General features: G+C 57.9%; 12 protein-coding genes. 5 read left to right on the top strand and 7 right to left on the bottom strand.

Annotation, left to right across the window (positions count from 1 at the left end):
* The first annotated feature begins 3 nt into the window (after nt 1-3).
* Entirely contained in the window at nt 4-477 is a 474-nt protein-coding gene (gene rplQ / locus M9920_04705) for a 50S ribosomal protein L17 (GenBank protein ID MCO5051583.1), read from the top strand.
* A gap of 113 nt (nt 478-590) precedes the next feature.
* Here rplQ and M9920_04700 read toward each other — a convergent pair whose 3' ends face one another.
* From M9920_04700 to leuA, 7 genes are all read right to left on the bottom strand, one after another.
* Nucleotides 591-866, bottom strand: coding sequence for a hypothetical protein (locus tag M9920_04700; GenBank protein MCO5051582.1), 276 nt, complete (start codon nt 864-866; stop codon nt 591-593).
* 71 nt (nt 867-937) lie between these two features.
* Nucleotides 938-1,414 (bottom strand): 2-C-methyl-D-erythritol 2,4-cyclodiphosphate synthase, encoded by a 477-nt coding sequence (gene ispF, locus M9920_04695; protein MCO5051581.1) that lies wholly within the window; start codon nt 1,412-1,414, stop codon nt 938-940.
* 224 nt (nt 1,415-1,638) lie between these two features.
* Complete coding sequence (locus M9920_04690; protein MCO5051580.1) at nt 1,639-3,027, bottom strand: TolC family protein; 1,389 nt, start codon at nt 3,025-3,027, stop codon at nt 1,639-1,641.
* A 46-nt stretch (nt 3,028-3,073) separates the two neighbouring features.
* Complete coding sequence (gene recG / locus M9920_04685; protein MCO5051579.1) at nt 3,074-5,146, bottom strand: ATP-dependent DNA helicase RecG; 2,073 nt, start codon at nt 5,144-5,146, stop codon at nt 3,074-3,076.
* A 92-nt stretch (nt 5,147-5,238) separates the two neighbouring features.
* Nucleotides 5,239-6,126: a DUF1573 domain-containing protein gene (locus M9920_04680; GenBank protein MCO5051578.1), complete on the bottom strand. Its 888-nt coding sequence runs from the start codon at nt 6,124-6,126 to the stop codon at nt 5,239-5,241.
* 85 nt (nt 6,127-6,211) lie between these two features.
* Entirely contained in the window at nt 6,212-7,075 is an 864-nt protein-coding gene (locus M9920_04675) for an endonuclease/exonuclease/phosphatase family protein (GenBank protein MCO5051577.1), read from the bottom strand.
* A 20-nt stretch (nt 7,076-7,095) separates the two neighbouring features.
* Complete coding sequence (gene leuA, locus M9920_04670; protein ID MCO5051576.1) at nt 7,096-8,796, bottom strand: 2-isopropylmalate synthase; 1,701 nt, start codon at nt 8,794-8,796, stop codon at nt 7,096-7,098.
* Between the two features lie 595 nt (nt 8,797-9,391).
* On the opposite strand from leuA, the gene M9920_04665 reads away from it, so the two are divergent.
* From M9920_04665 to M9920_04650, 4 genes are all read left to right on the top strand, one after another.
* Nucleotides 9,392-10,159 (top strand): hypothetical protein, encoded by a 768-nt coding sequence (locus M9920_04665; GenBank protein MCO5051575.1) that lies wholly within the window; start codon nt 9,392-9,394, stop codon nt 10,157-10,159.
* Nucleotides 10,160-10,254: 95 nt separating this feature from the next.
* Complete coding sequence (locus M9920_04660) at nt 10,255-12,549, top strand: DUF6259 domain-containing protein (protein MCO5051574.1); 2,295 nt, start codon at nt 10,255-10,257, stop codon at nt 12,547-12,549.
* A gap of 88 nt (nt 12,550-12,637) precedes the next feature.
* The gene (mgtE, locus tag M9920_04655; GenBank protein ID MCO5051573.1) at nt 12,638-14,023 is read left to right on the top strand and encodes a magnesium transporter; all 1,386 of its coding nucleotides are present in this window, start codon (nt 12,638-12,640) and stop codon (nt 14,021-14,023) included.
* Between the two features lie 35 nt (nt 14,024-14,058).
* Nucleotides 14,059-15,078 carry an esterase family protein gene (locus tag M9920_04650; protein MCO5051572.1) on the top strand — a complete coding sequence of 340 codons (1,020 nt, stop codon included), beginning with the start codon at nt 14,059-14,061 and terminating at the stop codon, nt 15,076-15,078.
* Nucleotides 15,079-15,174 lie beyond the last annotated feature (96 nt).

The following is a 15,174-nucleotide window of genomic DNA, read 5'->3' as shown; positions in this document are numbered from 1 at the left end:
TTTATGCGACACCTGAAAAGAACCGCCAAGCTGGGCCGCCAGTTCGAGCATCGCAATGCGATGCTGGCGAACATGGTCTGCAGTTTGATCAAGCACAAGCGCATCACCACCACTTTGGCCAAGGCCAAGGCCGCCCGCCCGGTGGCGGAAAAAATGGTGACGCTGGGCAAGCAGGGCACGCTTCAGGCCCGCCGGTTGGCTGCCGCCCGTTTGCACACCCGCGGCCCGGCCGCCCCGCTGAGCAAGGCTGAGAAAAAGAAGTGGCGCGCCAATGAAGACGTGCTGCGCATCTTGTTCGAGGACATCGCACCCGCTTTCAAAGACCGCGTGGGCGGCTATACCCGGATCATCAAATTGGAACAGCGACCCGGCGACGCCGCGTCAAAAGCCATCTTGGAATGGGTGGATGAGTTGATCTCCGCCGCGCCGGAAGCGACCAAAGAGGCGGATAAAAAAGAAGCCGCTGCTGCCAAGTAAACCAGAAATCGTTCTTTCCAGCCCGCTTAACCAGCGGGCTTTTTTATTGGCGTAGGCTTGTCGCCGCAACTTCGCCGCCGCTGGTCGCGTCCGGCTTTTATCACCCCGGAAATTTACGCATCCAGTTTGGCTTCGGGAAAGCGTTCAAGAATGCGGCGGCGCACCAGGGCTTCGTGGTCCGGTTGCAATCGGCGGCGCGTAATCAGGCGTTGCACGGCGTCCAGCAGTAGCAACCAATCTTCGAGCGGCGGCTCGGCCATCGGTTGCCATTGGTCGAATCGCTTCGCGCGTTGTGAGAAGCGCCATTCGCCTCCCACACGCTGGGCGGTGACTTGCAGTTTTTCACCCGTTTCGGTGGTGCGTTTCCAACTGATTTCAGCTTTAGGCATGAGTCAGAGTTTGTGGTCTATCGCGCTGGAGCTTGGATTTTGCGGCGGTGCGGGCTGAGCCAACTTGATGGTCAGGGACGGTCCACACTGGCGACCGCCATGGCCGCGATGCCTTCCTCGCGTCCGATGAAACCCATCTGTTCGTTGGTGGTGGCTTTGATGCCGATTTGCGCTTCGGAGATGTTTAACGCCCCGGCAATACCTTTCTTCATCGCGGCGACGTGCGGATATATTTTTGGCGCTTGCGCGATCACCGTTGCGTCCACATTGACAATCCGGCTCTTGGTTTCCGCGATCTTGTGGGCCACGGCTTCGAGAAAAATGCGACTGGGCGCGTTGTGCCAACGTGGGTCGGTGTTGGGGAAAAAATGGCCGATGTCGCCCTCGCCCAACGCGCCGAGCAGCGCGTCGCAAATGGCGTGCAGCAGCGCGTCTGCATCGGAATGACCGTCAAGCCCTTTGGAATGGGCAATCTCCACTCCGCCGAGAAACAGTTTGCGTCCCGCAACCAGCTGATGAACATCGTAACCAATACCGACATGAACCATGACGGCAGGCTAAAGTTAAAGTGCGGTTTGACCAAGTTTAATTCCCACCCAACTACGAACTGCGAACTCCCAACGTCAGGAACATTGCGAGCCTGTTGTCATCAGGAGCGGAGGTTGGGCGCTTGTCTTGCGGATGTGATGAGTGATCTGGCTCAGTCGGAAGGATGCAGTTGGCCCGTTCCACCCAAGCTCCAATCGAATCGTTCTGGCTTAAAACCCAGGGTTTACTCCGGCTCTGCATTTCCGAATGCGCCAATGGCGCGTTCCAATTTGGCCACCGCCACGGCGTAGTCGTATTCGGCCTGAATCTGAGTCGTGCGCGCTTCGGTCAGCGCCGTTTCGGCGGTGAGCACGTCCAATTGTGTCGCCGTTCCCGCTTCAGCACGGGACTTGGCCAGGCGCAACGCTTCGTCCGCTTGTTCCTGAACTTTTTTCTGAGATTCCAAAACTTCCCGCGCGCTGACGAACGCGGTGTAGGCCGTCCGCACTTCGAGTTCGATGCGACTGCTCGTGTCGTCAATCTCCACCAGGCTTTTTTCATGCGCGGCCTTTGCTTGCGTCACTTTGCCGCGCGTGGCCAGACCGTCAAAAATAAACCAGTTCATGCGGACGCCGACCTGCCAGCCATCCACTTTATCACTCAAATCCGTGGTTAAACTGGAATCGCGCCAGCCCCAGCCGGCGAATCCCTGCAGGTGGGGCCAGCGTTCGCTGCGTGCGCTGATGATGTCTTCCTGGCGCAGCTTCTCGGACTTGCGGAGCACGCCCAGTTCGGTGCGTTTTTCCAGAGCTTGGGCGATGGCCACCGATAATTGAATGTCGAAGGGGGCGGTCTCCAGGCTATCGGTAAGCCGCATGGGAATTGTCTCCCACATTTCGCGCGGTAAATTGCAACCGAGCAACTGGGCCAGATTGTTCTGAGCGATGCGTTGGGCATTGCGGGCGCGAATCAATGGTGGGCGGGCGTTGGCCACGGCCACTTCCGCGCGCAAGACGTTAAATCGCGGCACCGTGCCGGCGGCGTAACGGTGTTGCTCGTCCTGGAGTTCCTTGGTCAAAAGACTTACCGAAGCGTCGCGCACGACGATTTCCTGACCAGCGAGCAGCACGTCGTAATAGGCGATCCGGGTGGCAAGCAGGGTGTCGGCCACGACGGTTTGATGTTGGAGAAACGCCTGTTCCTTGATGAGTTTGGCGGCGCGCAGGGAGGAAATCATCCGTCCACCCTCGAAGAGCGATTGGACGATTTGCAGGTCGGCGTTCCAGTTCTGACGATCAATTACCTGGCCGGGATAGAACGCTTCCAGCATCCGTCGGTCCGTATCGGTATAACTGCCCGAGGATTGAAGTTTCGGGATTATCACGGCCCGGGTTTGCAGCGAGACGCCAGTTGCGGCTTCCAGGTCCTGACGGGATTTCAGAATGGTTCGGTTTTGTTTGAGCGCCAGATTGAGCGCATCCACCAAGGGCAGTGGCTGGTTCAACCAGGCGGGTGGTTGGGTATGGATACTCTCGGCGCCAACGCGGTCCGGGGCCAGGAGCAAGGCGCAAACCATTCCAAAACCAACCAAGGTTTTGACAAGTGGACGGGAAATAATGTGGTCGTCGTTCATAACGAAGATAGCCGCGAAAGATTATGGGAAAAAGCAGCGGTGCGACTCAATCTTTTGCTGCTTTGACCGCGAGCACTGCGGCAGCCAGGTGACGCGCTTGTTGGACCAGCGGCAGATCGCCACCGAGAGAGCCAAAGCGGAAGGGCGGCAAGCCGCTTTGTTGTTGCCCCAATAATTCGCCGGGGCCGCGAAGTTTCAGATCCGCTTCGGCAATGCGAAAACCATCCGTCGTTTCCACCAATGTTTGCAATCGCTCTCGAGTGGCAGGATCGAGAACATCGGAAATGAGAATGCAAAAACTGTCCGGCGCGCCCCGGCCAATCCGCCCGCGTAATTGATGCAATTGCGCCAGACCAAAAGACTCGGCGTTTTCGATCAACATTACCGTGGCGTTGGCAACATCCACTCCGACTTCAATCAACGAAGTGGCCAGCAGCACTTGAATGGTGTTGTCCCGGAACGCGGTCATGGTGCTTTCTTTTTCAGCCGGTTTGAGGCGACCGTGCAACAGACCCACCCGGAATGGCGCGAGACTTTTTCGCAAGCCGTCCCATTCCTTGGTGACGGCTTTCAAGCCATCGGCGTTTTCCTCGACGCGCGGATAAACCACGTAAGCCTGCCGCCCCAGGCGGAGTTGCTGCCGGAGAAATTCCCAAACGCGCGGCAGACGTTCGGTGCTGCGCAAAAAAGTTTTGATCGTGCCGCGACCGGCGGGCGGTTTATCAATGATCGAAATGTCCAGATCCCCGTACAGCGTCAGTCCCAGCGTGCGCGGGATGGGCGTGGCGGTCATCACCAACAGATGAGGGTAATTTCCTTTGCGCACGAGTTGCTCGCGCTGGGTCACGCCAAATTTGTGTTGCTCGTCAATCACCACCAGGCCCAGCCGGGGCAGGTTAAAACCCTGAGTCAGCAGCGCGTGGGTGCCGACGTATAAAGTCGGGAGCTTGCTGGATCGTTCCAGGGCATGAGACGGTGGCACTGCTGCCGAAGTTGTGGATGATTTTCGCGCCCCGGTTTGAATTTCCACCCGGACCCCGAGCGGAGTGAACCAACGCGAAAAATGATGGAAATGCTGAGTGGCAAGAATCTCGGTTGGCGCCATGAGGGCGGCGTTGAAACCGCTCTCCAAAGCCATCAAGGCGGTAGCGGCGGCAACCACCGTTTTGCCTGAGCCAACGTCGCCCTGCAGGAGCCGACGCATCGGATGCGCCCCGCCCATGTCGGTTCGGATTTCGCGGAGCACGCGCGTTTGAGCGGAGGTGAGTTTGAAGCCGACCGAAGCCAGAAACGGCTTGATCAGACGGTTGGTACCCGCGCAGGGCAGGGCGCTGGCCTTGCTCTCAAAATTTTTGCGGCGCGACAGAATTTGCAGTTGTAGGGCGATAAATTCGTCCAACGCCAATCTTTGCCGGGCGGCTTCCGCATTCGCAAGTTCATCGGGAAAGTGCAGTTGGTGAATGGCTCGGGCGCGCGACCATTCAGGCAATTCGTAGGCGGGCGGCGTCTGGGTTGCAGTGATCTGGAGACGCGCATCGAGGAGTTGCCTCCATTCGGGTTCAGTGATGGCGGCTTGGTAATGTTCGAGCGCGCGCCAGATGAGACTGCGCATCACGCGCGCAGTCAGTCCTTCAGTCAACGGATGAATCGGTACGATGCGGTTGACGTGAATGAAATCGTCGTCGCCCGCCTCGATCAGTTCGGTTTCCGGATGTTCAAAAGTCCGGGGCCGCAGCGAGTCGGTTTTCCCGAAGGCCAGAAACTCGCGATCGCGGACGAAGTAATTTTCCATCCACGGTTGAGCCTGCCACCAACGCAAATGGAGGTGCGCCGTGCCGTCATCCAAAACACATTCGAACATGCGCCGCGCGCCCCGGCGGAAGCTCTTGCCGCCGGCGGCGATAATTTTTCCGCGCACCGTGGCCGGTTCGCCAATTTGAAGCTCGCGAATCGTGAGAAACTTGCGGCGATCCTCGTAGCGCCGTGGTTTGTGCAATAGTAAATCGCCAATACTGGTGATTCCCAATTTGCTCAACAAGTGGGCGCGTTCCGAGCCGATACCCCAGAGGCTGGTAATGGGGACGGCGAGAGGCTCCGCATGGTCATCCGAAGTTGACACAGGCGCACGATACGCACTCGACCGGGAGCGCCAAAGCTTAAAGTCAGCGCCCGGGGAGCGGGTCGAACGAATCGCTCAGGCGAGCGGCGGCGCTACTGGCCTTTGGCCGAACTGGGAAAGTCTTTGACCAGATATTCCACCAGGGACGCAATCTGCGCGTCCGATAGCGGTCCGCCTTGCGGTTGTGCGAACGCGGGCATCAAGGTGCCAGGTTTGCCGTTGACGATGAAGAAGCGCCAATACTCCGCATCGGTGGGCGGTGGGAGGCGATGCAAATCAGTCACCATGGAAGCGCGATGTTCGGCCTCATGGCAAATTCCGCAGGCGGCGGTGTACAGTTCCTTGCCGGTTTTGCCGATCAGCGGTTCGACGTGGCAACTCGCGCAGTCACCATGGAAAACCGCCTGCCGATCCGCCAGGGCGATTTGCTGATTTCGTTCGCGATTCGCCCCCATGGTCATGGCGCTGGTTTGCCGATCGGGGATGATGCTCGTCACCAGCAACGTCTTTTGTCCCTGATCGGAATGGATGGTGACCGTTTTCGTGACGTTACCGAATTTGCCGGCGAGATTCATATTGATCGGAATTTCGCCCACCTGGTTTGGCGCCAATTTCATTGGCAACTGGATATTCGCCGTGGTGCAACCGCAGGAGGTTTGCACGCGCGCAATCGTGACTTCGTGTGAGGCAATGTTGGTGACATTGAAAACAAACGCACCGTTTTGTTCGCCGGCCTTGGCGTGATACTCCTTTTTCTCGGCGTCGAACGCGAGAATACCATCAGGCAGGACCTGGTTCACCAATGGCGGCGTTTGCGCCGGATGCATGACGCGCGGTTGCGGCGATACGGGTATGACGGGATTGGGAACGCCAGGTACGGGCGGTCTGGAATTGGTGGCCACGATGGACCAAGGCTGGCCGAACGCACTCGGCATCATGCCGGTCAGAAAGATTAACCAGGCCGAAGCAAGAATCTTCATAAACAAAACGACTGAAACTTATGGTAAAACCCGCTGCGTGACGAGACTGAAAGTAAAAAATTCGTGGCGCTCATTGGGAGGACGCTCAAAGTGTGAGCCAGACCATTACGGGGAAATGATCGCTCGGAAACCGGTTCTCCTGATGCGCCGTCAGGATTTCGCCCCGCAACACCTTCACCGGGCCGCGCGTCAGAATCCAGTCAATGCGATTTCCCTTCCAAACGGGCGGCTGATAATTGTTGAAGGTGTTGACGCCGTCATTGACCCGCTCTTTCGCGACGAGCCAGGTGTCCGAGAAAAATCCATCCTCGGTGAGCAACGTATAGACCTGGTTGCGCTGGGCGGCGGCATTGAAATCACCGGTAACGACCACTGGAAGCTGGGTGTTTAATTCCTGCACCCGTTGGCGCAACAGCTCCGCGCTCTTTTCCCGGGACAGTTGGACGATATGATCAAAGTGCGTGTTGAAGAAAAAGAATTTCTGGTCAGTAACGCGATCGCGAAATTCCATCCAGGTCACCATGCGTCGGATCTGGTTGCCCCAGGTGGTTGAACCGGGCACTTCGGGCGTGCCCGACAACCAAAAATGGTTGGTGGACAGGGCTTCCAAACGGGTGGGCCGATAGAAAATCGCCATGAACTCACCCTTGGTTTTGCCGTCGTCGCGCCCGACGCCGGTCCACTGGTAGTCCGGCAGGTCCTGCGCCAGTTCGCGCAATTGTTGGTAAAGCCCTTCCTGAGTGCCGATGAGGTCCGGCGTGGCGTTGGTGAGCAACTCGCGTATGAGTGGACGACGATTCGGCCAGACGTTGGTGCCATCCGAGGCCGTGCCATAACGCAGATTAAACGTCATGACCCGCAGTGCGGTTGGGGAATTGGTTTCAGCCTGGGTCGTGGCCGCAATGCCTCCGATCAACCACCCACCCAATAAGCAGCAAAGTAAGCGCATGGATAATGGACGTAATAACTTCAACTGCGATTCAAAGCGCTAAGCACGGCGTGGACGGAGGCCAGTTCGATGTTGGTGTCCACCCCCGCGCCCCACCGCGTTTTACCGTCCGCCTGTTTGATTTGAATGTAGGCGATGGCGCTGGCCGTTTCACCGGCGCCCAACGCGTGCTCGCTGTAACTGGCGATCTCAAAGCGCAACTCCCCGACTTTGCCGAACCCATTGACCAGGGCCGCCAGCGGGCCGTTCCCTTCGCCGGTCAATTCCACGGTCTGGCCGTCCCGCCGCAACCGCGCTTTGCACTTCACGCCGCCATTTCGACTTTCGGTCTCGAAGCCGAGCAATTCCCACGGGGTATTGCGTTCAATGTATTCACGCCAGAACATGGCTTTTAACTCCGCGCCACTCACCTCACGACCGAGTCGATCCACCTCTTGGTTGGCAATCGGCCCGAACTCGCGCTGAAAATCCTTCGGCAACTCGATACCATATTCGCTCTCCAACAAATACGCCACGCCCCCCTTGCCGGACTGGCTGTTGACGCGGATGACTTCACGATATTCGCGGCCGATGTCGCGCGGATCAATCGTGAGATAAGGCACGTCCCAGTGTTGCAACTCGGATTTTGCCGCGCCGGTGGACGTGGACGATTGCAATTCAATCTGCTTGTCCTCCCATTCGGCCAGACCCTTTTTGATCGCGTCCTGGTGCGAGCCGCTGAAGGCCGTGAAAACCAATTCTCCAGCGTACGGCTGGCGGGGCGGCACGGTCATGCCGGTGCAACGCTCATACACCGCGCGCACCGCGTTCAAGTTGGTAAAATCCAGCTTCGGATCAATGCCGTGCATGTAAAGGTTCAAGCCGACGGCCACCACGTCCAGATTCCCGGTGCGCTCGCCGTTGCCGAACAACGTGCCTTCCACGCGTTCCGCTCCGGCCAACAAACCGAGTTCGGTCGCCGCCACGCCGGTGCCCCGATCGTTGTGCGTGTGCAAACTCACAATGAGTGAATCGCGATTTTTGATGTGACGACAGATCCACTCGATCTGGTCCGCGTACACATTTGGCATGGCCACCTCCACCGTGTCCGGCAGGTTCAAAATCATTTTGCGCTGCGGGGTCGGTTGCCAGACATCCATGACCGCTTCGGAAACTTCCCGGGCGAACTCGACCTCCGTGGCGGAAAAGCTCTCCGGCGAGTATTGCAACATGATCTCGGTGCCGCGCAATCGTTCCAGCCGGTCCTGAATCATTTGTGCGCCGCGCACCGCCACCTGGATGATTTCCCGCTTGGACATGCCGAACACCACACGGCGTTGCGCGGGCGAAGTCGAGTTGTAGAGATGAATGATCACCCGCTTCGCGCCCGCGAGCGATTCGATGGTGCGTTCGATCAAATCCTCCCGCGCCTGCACCAGGACCTGCAACCACACGTCCTCCGGCGCGCGCTGCTCCTCGATCAACCGGCGGTTGAACGTGAACTCGGTGTTCGAGGCGGATGGAAAACCCACCTCGATTTCCTTGAAGCCCACTTTGACCAGCGTGTTGAACAATTCGAGTTTTTGACCCACGTTCATTGGCACGGCCAGCGCCTGGTTGCCGTCGCGCAGATCCACACTGCACCAGCGCGGCGCCGCGGTAATGATGCGGCTGGGCCATTGCCGGTCCGACAGGTTCACCGGCGGGAACGGACGATATTTCTGAGACGGATTTTTCAGCATGTGCTTGTAGATTTATGTCGTTTGGACGTGGTTTTGGCAAAACAAAAACCCCACCGCCATTTTGGCAGTGGGGTTCAAAAACTTTGGAACCAATCAGAACCCAACCGCCGCTTTTTCCAGCAGCAGAGCGCCCAACCGCAGGTTCAGATTCAACATTCCGTTCACGTCAGGACAGTAGCGCGATGCGACGGATAGCGTCAATCAGATTTTCCGTAAGACGTCTCGAACACTTGGGACGGCGTACGCTGGCGACTCGATGTCGCCGGCATTGCTTCGGACTGGTTTTGGCAACAAACTCGGGCTGGTGAAAATATCTCGCAATCGTTACGTGAACCTGGCGGTTTGGCCGGTGGAAGATTGTATTCGTGCCGCAAGCAAAAAGTCGCCGCCGGTACCGTTTGATAAAGTCTATTTGAATTTTCCATCGAGAAATAAATACTCATGGTGGGAGGCAAAAAAACCATCAACGTTTCGCAAAATAATTTCTACGTCAGGGTTATTGGCTACGCTGGGATAACTCGAACTGGCTTTCTTCTCGACTACAACGACTCCCCATCGCGTGCAAAATAGACGAACATTCATCCAAATGGTTGTCATGCCTGCCATCATTGCAGTCTTTATTTGCTGGCTGGGCCTGCGCTATCTGCAAAACCGTGCGCCTACTTACGGTGGGCGACCGATTGTTGAACTGCTTCGCACCACCAACAACGGTTCAATGCCACAAACCATGGCCGAATTGTTGACGATGCCAAAAACAGGGCTGGAGGAAGCTGATGGAATTACAAAGTTTGAGTTGCCAGTCAGTTATGTGGCTTTGAAAAAAGTGGGATATGTCAGCTTGTACATTGACCCGTCTCAAAATAAGTTTGGACGATCTGGTAAGAGTGAATACCGAGAAATCATCTGCGCTTCGAACGGCAATGTCCTCATCGAGTGGGATGCAACGCACGACGCACCGGGCTGGCACGAGCTTCAACTTCAACTTTATGTGCAGGGGCAAAAATCAAAGCATGATTTTCAGCGATTTTATGGGCCGATAGTACGGTATGAATCCACTAATGCTTTGCGCTTTCCAGATTATCCCTATTACGCGGTAGGCGATCCGCGCCGTCCCCTTCTTTACGCCAGCTTTATCGGATCAAATGCAAACTACACGATTGTATTGCAGTCGCTTGAAGGACGGCATTTGAAAACGATAACTGGCGCAACCACCAACGGAATGATTGAGAAAACATGGGATGCGTTGGATGAGGAGGGCGACCGGTACACCAATTCCTTTCTTATCGCCACGATCTCGCTTGAACTGCCGGGCTACTCTTTTACAAACGCACCGCAACAAATCCAGATTCTAAACAAGCCTTAAGCTAGGTCTTCGACGGTATTTGTTTGCGGTCGCGATAACGTGCGCGGTCTTTGCCGGCATTGCTTCGGACTGGTTTTGGCAACAAACTCGGGCTGATGAAAATATCTCGCAATCGTTACGTGAACCTGGCTCGAGGATGGCGGCTGGGTGTGGCTCTGGGCCTGGCGATTTGTTGCGCGCGTTCCGGTGTTGCCGAAGTCGTTCGCACCGGCAACGCGCAGTTGCAAATCGGGATCGAGCCGCGTCTGGGTCACTTGGTGGAATTGGTGGATCGCGCGTCCGGGCATAATTTTGTGAGCGCCACCAATGCCGGCGCGCTTTGGGAGTTGGAATTTACGGGCGGTCAAATACCCGTTTTGCAACCGTCCCGGGCGCGCACATTTACGTCGCGAACCAGCGCCCGTCCCGACGCGCAGGAGTGGGTCTGGAGCGATTTTAATGTGGAATCCGCGCCGCGCTTGAAGGTGGTGGTTCGCGTTGCTGTTGATACGAACGAACCGATGAGCCGTTGGAAACTGGCGGTGGAGGATTATGAAGGACTGGAATTGGCGGCGATCCGGTTTCCGCGTTTGATCAATCTGCAACCCCAACCCGAAGAGCGGCTGGCGGTACCGGTTTGGATGGGACAACAAGCGGCGAATCCGCGCGCGTTGTTGTCGCCGGCGTCCGGCCCGCCGCGCCGTTGGGAGTGGCATTATCCGGGATTGCTTTCCTTGCAGTGTCTGGCGCTCACCAGCGCGTCGGGCGTGGGTTGCTATCTGGCCTGCGATGACGCGGGTGATTATCTGAAGGATTTTGCCGCGTTTGCCACGACCAATGCCGATCTGAATTTGGAGATTCGTCATCGCCCGGAGCCGGCGCAAAATCCGGCGCAGCGTTATGAGCTGCCGTATTCCGTGGTGCTGGGAAGTTTTCGTGGCGATTGGTTTCAAGCGGCCGAGCGTTATCGCGCCTGGGCGACGAATCAATCTTGGGCGCGCGCGAGCCGGCTGCAGAACAGCTTGGCGCCGGCGTGGGTGACCAATACCGCGCTCTGGGTGTGGAATCGCGGTCCATCGCCGGGAGTCATTGATCCGGCTCTGGCGTTGCAACGCGAGCTGGGTTTGCCGGTGAGTGTCTTCTGGCATTGGTGGCACGGTTGCGCCTACGACACCGGTTTCCCGGAATACCTGCCGCCCCGTGAAGGCGCAGCGGCGTTTCGCGCCGCGTTGCAAACCGCTCACGCTCATGACGTGCGCGCGATTGTGTACATGAACCAACGGCTCTGGGGCATGACGACAGCGAGTTGGACCAACGAAAACGCCGCGCGCTTTGCGGTAAAGGCGACCGACGGTCAGATTCATCCGGAAGTTTACAACACGTTCAGCAAGCTGCCTTGCGCTTCGATGTGCATGGGCACGGAGTTTTGGCGGCATAAATATGCCAGCCTCGCCACCGCCGCGTTTCGCGGATTGGACGTGGACGGCATTTACATGGATCAAGCGTGCTCCAGTCTGGCTTGTTATGATCCGACGCACGGTCACTCGTTGGGCAGCGGCACGTATTGGATGCAGGGTTTCCAAAAACTTGCTGCCGCCATCCGTCAGCAAAATCAAGTGCGTGGCGGTCCGGCGCTGGCGGGCGAGGGGTGCGGCGAAAACTGGCTGCCGCATCTGGACCTGATGTTGGCGTTGCAGGTAAGCCGCGAACGCTACGCCGGCGCGGATGGTTGGGAGACCATTCCGTTTTTTCACGCGGTGTATCACGACTACGCGATTTTCTTCGGCAACTACTCGTCGCTGACCGCGCCGCCCTACGACGAGTTATGGCCCGCGGAGTTTGCTCCCCAGGAGCCGTTGAAATTATTGGATCGGAAATTCGCGACGCAGTTTCGCCTGGAACAGGCGCGGGCGTTTATTTGGGGACAACAACCCACGTTGGCCAATTTCCGCACCAATCAACTGACGGAGCGGGCCGAGGAATTGGCGTTTGTTTTGAAACTGGCGCGGTTGCGCGCCCAAGCACTGCCGTACCTGCTACACGGCCAATTATTGCCGCCACCGGAATACGCCGACGTCGCCACGGTAACCCCGATGTCGCGGCTCTCGATTTACGCCGGTCAACAAGGCGGTGTCCGCGAGTTCGAGCAGTCTGAACCCTTGATCCATGCCGCCACCTGGCGGACGCGTGAGGGCGCGATTGCCGTGGCGGTGGTCAACATTGGTGCGACGCCCGCGACGCCGCGTCTCGCGCTGGATCACCAGCGGCACCGCTTGCCGCCGACGGGAAATATTTATCGCCTTGATCAAAACGGACGCCGCAAAATTGGCGCGTTCGATCAGGCGAAAATTGTGCTCACGCCCCAGCTCGCGGCTGCTGATGCCTGCGTGTTGGAATTGCGACCGGAATAAAGCCAGCCGACCGCGCGGTTTCTTGGCGGCGCCGCGTTCCGCCGCTTTTGTTTTGCGCCAAGGTCGGTTTTACAGTTGAGTAGGCTTTGTGATTGGCAAGCTGCTCAAGCCTGAGCTGGAGGAGTTGATTCGCAAACGTGACTTCAACGAGTTGCGGGAGGTCTTGTCGGGTTTTCCAGCGCAGGACCTCGCGGAAATTCTCGCGGATTTGACCCCGGATGACGAGGCCGTGCTGTTGCGGATTCTGCCGCGCGATCTGGCGGCGGAGGTGTTTGAAAACCTGCCGGTCGAGGATCAGGAAAATCTCGTGCAGGCCCTCGGCACGGAACAGGTCGCCCAGATTCTGAATGATTTGTCGGCGGACGATCGGACGGCTTTGCTGGAGGAATTACCCGCCGCCATTACGCAAAAGTTGTTGAACTTGCTCACGCCCGAGCAGCGGCGCATCGCCACGGAACTGCTGGGTTATCCGCGCGATTCAATCGGTCGCCGCATGACGCCCGAATACGTGGCGATTCAGCAGGATTGGTCGGTGGCCGAGGTCCTGGCGCATTTGCGGCGGCAACCCGACAAGTGCGAAACGATCAGTCAGCTTTACGTGGTGGATGGCCGGGGACGACTGGTGGATTACGTGCGGTTGCGCAAGCTGGTGGTGGCGCCGTTGGAATCGCCCGTCTCCGCGTTGTTGGAAAATCAGCGGATTTTTCTGCGGGCAATGGAAGATCAGGAAACCGCCGTGGCCGCGTTCAAAAAATACGACACCACCATTCTGGCCGTGGTGGATTCCAATGAGGTGTTGGTGGGGGTGGTCACCGTGGACGACGTGTTGGACGTGGCGGAAATGGAGGCCACCGAAGACATTCAAAAAATGGGCGGTGTGGAAGCGCTCGACGCGCCTTACCTGCGCTTGAGCTTGTTTGACATGGTCCGCAAACGCGCCGGTTGGCTCGCGGTGTTGTTCATCGGTGAAATGTTCACCGCCACGGCGATGGGTTATTTCGAGAAGGAAATCGAACGGGCGGCGGTGCTGGCAGTGTTCCTGCCCTTGATTCTGTCCAGCGGCGGTAACTCCGGTTCGCAGGCAACGACGCTGATCATCCGCGCGATGGCGTTGGGCGATGTGTTGTTGCGCGATTGGTGGCGCGTGTTTCGTCGCGAGCTGACCACGGGCTTTTTGCTGGGTTGCATTCTCGCGGTGCTGGGTGCGGTGCGAATTCTCACTTGGCAATGGATCGGCATCAAGGATTACGGGGCGGCGCATTTTGAACTGGCCTTGGCGGTTGGCGGCAGTCTGATCGGCGTGGTGCTGTGGGGCAGTTTGATGGGCGCGATGCTGCCGATGGTGTTGCGCCGTTGCAAACTCGATCCGGCCACCTGCTCCGCGCCCTTCGTCGCGACGTTTGTGGACGTGACCGGCATCGTCATCTATTTCACGGTCGCGTATTTCCTCTTCCTCTCCCATCCCGCCGTATGAAATGGTTTCCGGCTCGCTGCCTAAGTTTTAGATTCGTGCTGACCTTGGTGCTTGGCTGGCCTTTGCTGGTCTGGAGCGCAAGGCTGGAAGTGGTCGAGTTCGCCAGCACCGTGCTGCAATCCAATCCGCTGCAAGATCCCGTCACGCGCCGGGTGGCGGTTTTCATTCCCGATCAAGCCACCAACCCCACCGCTTTGCCGGTGGTGTATTATCTGCCGGGCTACGGAAGTTCCTCTGATCGCTTCATCGAAAAGGCCGATCAATGGCGGGCGTTTTGCCAGCGGGTTGCGGATGAAGTAGCGCCCGTGCGGTTCGTGGTGGTGGACGGGCGCAACCGCTGGGGCGGCAGCCAATACCTCAATTCGCCGGCGCAGGGGAATTATGCGGACTACGTTTGCAATGAAATTGTCGCGCGCCTCGAAGCGCGGTTCGCGATCACCAATCGCCCGCCGCGTCGCATCATCGCCGGACATTCGAGCGGTGGATTTGGCGCGTTGCGACTCGCCATGCAACGCCACGATTTGTTTGACGCGGTGATGGCGTTGAGTCCTGATTCCGATTTTCAAGATTCGCACCTGCCGCTGGTGCAACTGCCAGGAGTGACCAACGCCACGCTGACCGAAGTCAATGCCTGCATGGCTCGGCAAATGGCGATACCGCTGCCGCGCGACGGAGATTTGCGTTATGCGCTCGGGCTCTCGGCAGCGTATGCGCCTCGAGGCTCGGAATATCCCGGTCAGTTCGAGTGGCTTTATGACGCGGCGGGACGTTTCCGTGAGCGCGTTTGGCAACGCTGGATGGATAACGATCCGCTGACGCTCATCACGCGCGATGCGAATGTTTTTGCTCCGGCTCAATCCATATACCTCGAAGGCCCGACGCAGGATGAATACAAGGCTAACGTCGGCGCGCGCAAAATGTATGAACAACTACGTCACCGCCCGGCGCGTTGCACGTTTTACGAACCACCCGGCAAACACAGTGAGCATCTGGCCGAACGCTTGGAACGCGGCCTTGCCTGGGTATTCGACCGTCCGTTGCGGGATATTCGCTGAGACCGCTCGTAAGTTGACGCTGATTTTATCGGGCGAGAAAACACGATTGACGCTCAGACCGCCAATTGCGGGCAAGCTTGACCGGTGACAACGGGC

It is taken from the genome of Verrucomicrobiia bacterium, from assembly GCA_023953615.1.
Classification (GTDB): Bacteria; Verrucomicrobiota; Verrucomicrobiia; order Limisphaerales; family JADLHS01; genus JADLHS01.
The sequence above is the reverse complement of the archived record's forward strand: the minus strand, read 5'-3'. Positions and strand labels throughout refer to the sequence as shown.